This window comes from Micromonospora sp. H61, assembly GCF_018070325.1.
Classification (GTDB): domain Bacteria; phylum Actinomycetota; class Actinomycetes; order Mycobacteriales; family Micromonosporaceae; genus Micromonospora; species Micromonospora salmantinae.
On the sequence record NZ_JAGPXY010000139.1, the window covers coordinates 1 to 5,141 of the forward strand.

5 protein-coding genes are annotated in these 5,141 nt (G+C 70.9%); 2 read left to right on the forward strand and 3 right to left on the reverse strand.

Annotation, left to right across the window (positions count from 1 at the left end; genetic code table 11):
• Together KBX08_RS32065 and lpdA are read right to left on the reverse strand one after the other, a co-directional pair.
• On the reverse strand, positions 1-144 hold a 144-nt coding region (locus KBX08_RS32065; RefSeq protein ID WP_307850709.1), incomplete at its 3' end, for a biotin/lipoyl-containing protein.
• Positions 145-211: 67 nt separating this feature from the next.
• The gene (gene lpdA / locus KBX08_RS32070; RefSeq protein WP_210787507.1) at positions 212-1,603 is read right to left on the reverse strand and encodes a dihydrolipoyl dehydrogenase; all 1,392 of its coding nucleotides are present in this window, start codon (positions 1,601-1,603) and stop codon (positions 212-214) included.
• 178 nt (positions 1,604-1,781) lie between these two features.
• Between lpdA and KBX08_RS32075 the strand changes: the two genes are divergently transcribed.
• The gene (locus KBX08_RS32075; RefSeq protein WP_210787508.1) at positions 1,782-2,111 is read left to right on the forward strand and encodes a hypothetical protein; all 330 of its coding nucleotides are present in this window, start codon (positions 1,782-1,784) and stop codon (positions 2,109-2,111) included.
• 98 nt (positions 2,112-2,209) lie between these two features.
• Here the strand turns inward: KBX08_RS32075 and KBX08_RS32080 are convergent, their stop codons facing one another.
• Positions 2,210-3,784, reverse strand: a complete 1,575-nt coding sequence (locus KBX08_RS32080; RefSeq protein WP_210787509.1) for a leucyl aminopeptidase — start codon at positions 3,782-3,784, stop codon at positions 2,210-2,212.
• A gap of 162 nt (positions 3,785-3,946) precedes the next feature.
• Here KBX08_RS32080 and gcvT point away from each other — a divergent pair, with 162 nt between their 5' ends.
• On the forward strand, positions 3,947-5,077 hold the full coding sequence (gene gcvT, locus KBX08_RS32085) for a glycine cleavage system aminomethyltransferase GcvT (protein ID WP_210787510.1): 1,131 nt from the start codon (positions 3,947-3,949) through the stop codon (positions 5,075-5,077).
• The last annotated feature ends 64 nt before the right edge of the window (positions 5,078-5,141 follow it).

The window sequence follows — 5,141 nt, forward strand, 5'->3', positions numbered from 1 at the left end:
GATCTCGGTGTCCACCTTGTCGGTGGAGACCTCGAGCAGGGGCTCGTCGACCTCGACCGTGTCGCCCTCCTGCTTGAGCCAGCGAGTGACGGTGCCCTCGGTGACGCTCTCGCCGAGCCGGGGCATGGTGACCGATACCGGCATTTTCTGAGACTCCTTCATTCCCCTGGTGGGATCTTCGCCCGTCGCCGGACGCCGCGGTTTTGGATGATCAGGCGTGCGCGTGCAGCGGCTTGCCGGCGAGGGCCAGGTGCGCCTCGCCCAGGGCCTCGTTCTGGGTCGGGTGGGCGTGCACGAGCTGGGCGACCTCCGCCGGGTAGGCCTCCCAGTTGTAGATGAGCTGCGCCTCACCGATCAGCTCACCCACCCGGGCGCCGATCATGTGCACGCCGACCACCGGGCCGTCCTCGACCCGGACCAGCTTCACGAAGCCGGTGGTCTTGAGGATCTGGCTCTTGCCGTTGCCACCCAGGTTGTAGTTGTACGTCTTGACCTTGTCGGCGCCGTACTGCTCCTTGGCCTTGGCTTCGGTGAGACCCACCGACGCCAGCTCCGGGTCGCAGTAGGTGACGCGCGGGATGCCGACCTCGTCGATCACGGCCGGGGTCTGCCCGGCGATCTCCTCGGCCACGAAGATGCCCTGCTGGAAGCCGCGGTGCGCGAGCTGGAGGCCGGGCACGATGTCACCGACCGCGTAGACGTTCGGCACGCTGGTGCGCAGCCGCTCGTCGGTCAGCACGTAGCCGCGGTCCATCTTGACGCCCTGCTCCTCGTACCCGAGGTTGGCGGTGTTCGGGCCGCGGCCGACGGCGACCAGCAACAGCTCCGCCTCGACCGTCTCGCCGCCGGAGATGGTCAGCTTGACGCCGCTGTCGGTCTTCTCGACCTTCTCGAACGGCTTGCCGACCTTGAAGTTGATCTTCCGCTTGCGGAACGCCCGCTCCAGCGCCTTGGACGACTCCTCGTCCTCGGCGGCGACCAGCCGGGGCAGCGCCTCGACGATCGTCACGTCCACACCGAAGGACTTCCACACGCTGGCGAACTCGACGCCGATCACGCCGCCACCGAGCACGATCACCGACGACGGCACCCGGTCCATCGTGAGGGCGTGGTCGCTGGTGATGATCCGCTCGCCGTCGACCTCCAGGCCGGGCAGGCTCTTCGCGTACGAGCCGGAGGCCAGGACGATGTTGCGGCCGGTGTAACGCTTGCCGTCCACCTCGACCACGTTCTTGCCGACCAGCTTGCCGGCGCCGGCCACGAAGGTGATGTTCTTCGAACCGCTCACCAGGCCCTGCAGGCCCTTGTACAGGCGGGAGATCACACCGTCCTTGTACGCGTTGACCCCGGCCATGTCGATGCCGATCAGCTCGGCCTTCACGCCGAACTGCTCCGACTCGCGGGCCTGGTCGGCGATCTCGGCGGCGTGCAGCAGGGCCTTCGTCGGGATGCAACCGTTGTGCAGGCAGGTGCCGCCGAGTTTGCCCTTCTCCACCAGCGCGACCTTCAGGCCCAGCTGGACGGCGCGCAGCGCGGTCGCGTAGCCGCCGCTGCCACCTCCGAGAATGACAATGTCGAAGGTCGCTTCGTTCGGCTCGCTCACGTCCAACTCCCAGGTCGCGTCGCTGCATCGGGGGTCACAGAGGTGTAACACGGACACACCCCACCTCGGTCATCTTGTCACCACTGGGCACAGGGTGCGTACCGAGGTGCCCAACGACACGTCATCGACACGTACCCTTGGCACCGTCGTCGATGACGCAACGTGGGGGAGAGATCCGGTGGGCTTGTTCCGGCGCCGCAAACAGGCGGCTGTGCCGAGCCATGACCGTGCCGCCAGTCGCGGCGATCTGGAGCATTTGGAGAACTTCATCCGGAGTCGGCGCGGCGTCGAGGCGTACATCGAACCCCGTACGACGGTGACGGAGACCACTGTCATCCTGATCGCCGACGACGGGGAGTGGACCCGCCGGCGCATCGACGGCCCGGACGGAGCCCGGCGCTTCGCGTACCGGATGGGCATCCCGGTGTACGACGTCCGGCTGATGGGCTACCCGCAGCGGATGCGCGACTTCAACGAGCGCCGCAAACGTCGCCCCGAGCGGCACTGAGCCACGCGACCCGAGCGGCGCTGAGCCACGCGACCCGAGCGGCGCTGAGCCACGCGAAAGGGGCCCCCTTGAGCAGGGAGCCCCTTTCGGATGTCCCGTCAGCCGTTGGTGGCGACATCCTCGACGAGCTGCACCAGCGTGCGGACCGGAACCCCAGTGCCGCCCTTGGTCCAGTAGCCGATCGGCTCGCCCGAGTGGTAGCCCGGCCCGGCGATGTCGATGTGCGCCCAGGCCACGTCGTCGGTCACGAACTCGCGCAGGAACACACCGCCCTGCAGCATGTGGCCGGCCCGGTCCATCCCGGCGTTGACCTGGGAGATGTCCGCCACATCCGACTCCATGCCCTTACGGACGTCGTCGGGCAGCGGCATCGGCCAGGCCGGCTCGCCGACGGCGTCGCCGGCCACCTTCACCCGGTCGCACAGCTGCGGGGTGCCCATCACGCCGGCCATCCGCTTGCCCAGCGCGATGACCTGGCCGCCGGTCAGCGTGGAGGTCTCGAACAGGTAGTCGGTGCCGTCCGCGCAGGCGCGGGCGATGGCGTCGCCCAGGATCATCCGGCCCTCGGCGTCGGTGTTGAGCACCTCGACCCGCTTGCCGTTGAACATGGTGATCACGTCACCCGGCCGGTAGCTGGTGCCCGACGGCATGTTCTCCGCCATCGGCAGGTACGCGCTGACCGCCACCGTCGGCTTCAGCGCGGCGATCGCCAGCATGGCCGCGCCCACCGCGGCGGCGCCCGCCATGTCGGACTTCATCTCCCACATGCCCTGCGCCGGCTTGATCGAGATGCCGCCGGTGTCGAAGGTGATGCCCTTGCCGACCAGTGCGACCCGCTTGCCGTTGCCGCCGTCCTGCGGGGTGTAGGTCAGCTTCACCAGCCGAGGCGGGGCCTCCGAGCCCTGCCCCACCGCGACGATGCCGCCGTACCCGCCGGCGGCCAGCGCCGCCTCGTCGAGCACCTCGACGCCGAGGCCCGCCTCGCGCGCCGCGCTGGCGACCGCGTCGGCGAACGACGGCGGACGCAGCTCGTTCGGCGCGGTGTTCACCCAGTCCCGGCTGAGCCGGACCGCGCCCGCCACCGCCTGCGCCCAGGCGGAGGTCGCCCGGGCGCCCGCGTCGGCGGCGTCCGGCACCGCGATGAGCACCTCGGCCACCGGCTCGCGCCGGGTCGGCTGCGGCCGGGTCTTGTAACCGGCGAACCGGTACCCACCCAGCAGCGCCCCCTCGGCGACCGCGCGCAGCTCGGCCGACGCGTCCGCGTCGTCCGGCAGCGGCAGCGCCAGCGCGACAGTGGGTGCGCCCGCCAGGGCCCGGATCGCCGCACCGGCGGCCCGACGCAGCGTCTCCGGGGCCGGTGCGGCACCCGACGGCTCCGGGCCGAGCCCGACCGCGGTGACCAGCGGGGCGGTCACGGTGCCCAGCGTGGCCAGCTTGATGACCTCACCCGGCCCGCCGGTCGCGCCGAGCAGCGCGAGGGTCTCGGTCAGCTTGCCGTCGAACGCGGCCGCGATGCTCTCCGCGCCGCTGGCGAGCAGCAGGGTGCCGGCGAGGCCGCTGGTGGCGCCCTGCTCTCCGGTCTGGCTGTGCACGCCGATCACGATCGCGTCGACGGCGAGCTCGGCCGGGTCGGTGTCGACCAGGCTCAGGTTGGTGGTGCGGGGTGAAGTCACTGAAGCTACTCCGGGCGGGCCGGGCCGGTCGCGGCGTCGCGTACCAGCGGTGAAGGTCTCCGGCGGAACCTACCCGCCGGACGTCATGGCTGTCCCGCCGACAGCGCCAGCGGGCTCCCGCCGATGCTAACCAGCGACGTTGCCCCCGGTAAGTTGCCACCCATGACCGACGTGACCTCCGACGCCGCCGCGACCCGGCTGCGCCGTTCCCCGCTGCACGAGCGGCACACCGCCGCCGGAGCCAAGTTCGCCCCCTTCGGGGGCTGGGAGATGCCCCTGGAGTACGCCGGCGGCGGAGTGCTCAAGGAACACACCGCGGTGCGTACGGCGGTCGGGGTCTTCGACGTGTCACACCTGGGCAAGGCCCGGGTGAGCGGCCCCGGTGCGGCCGACTTCGTCAACTCCTGCCTCAGCAACGACCTCGGCCGGATCGGCCCGGGCCGGGCGCAGTACACGCTCTGCTGCGACGACGCCACCGGCGGCGTGGTGGACGACATCATCGCCTACCTCTACGCCGACGACCACGTCTTCCTCATCCCGAACGCGGCGAACACCGCCGAGGTGGTGCGCCGGTTGCGCGCCGCCGCTCCCGCGCAGGTGACCGTCACAGACGAGCACGAGGCGTACGCGGTGCTGGCCGTGCAGGGCCCCCGCTCGGCGGAGCTACTGGCCGCCCTGGACCTGCCCACCGAACACGGCTACATGAGCTTCTCCGCCGCGAGCCTGGCCGGGGTGGAGCTGACCGTCTGCCGTACCGGCTACACGGGTGAGCTGGGCTACGAGCTGGTGGTGCCGGCGGAGCACGCGGTCGCCGTCTGGGACGCGCTCTTCGCCGCCGGCGCGGCGTTCGAGCTGCGCGCCTGCGGGCTGGCCGCCCGGGACACACTGCGGACCGAGATGGGTTACCCGCTGCACGGGCAGGACCTCTCCCTGGACATCAGCCCGGTGCAGGCCCGCTCCGGCTGGGCGGTCGGCTGGGACAAGCCGGCCTTCTGGGGCCGCGACGCGCTGCTCGCCGAGAAGGCCGCCGGCCCCCGGCGTACGCTGCGCGGCCTGGTGGCCGTCGACCGGGCCATCCCGCGGCCCGGCATGACCCTGCACGTAGGCGACACCCAGGTGGGTGAGGTGACCAGCGGCACCTTCTCGCCAACCCGCAAACAGGGCATCGCACTGGCCCTGCTGAACACCGACGCCAACCTGACCGACGGCGACGAGGTCGAGATCGACATCCGAGGCCGCCGAGCCCCCCTGAAGCTGACCAAACCCCCCTTCGTAACCCCCTCAGTGAAGTAACCCCACCCCACCCACCGGCCTCCGGCCTCAGTCCCCAGACCTGGTTGATCATGAAGTTATTGCC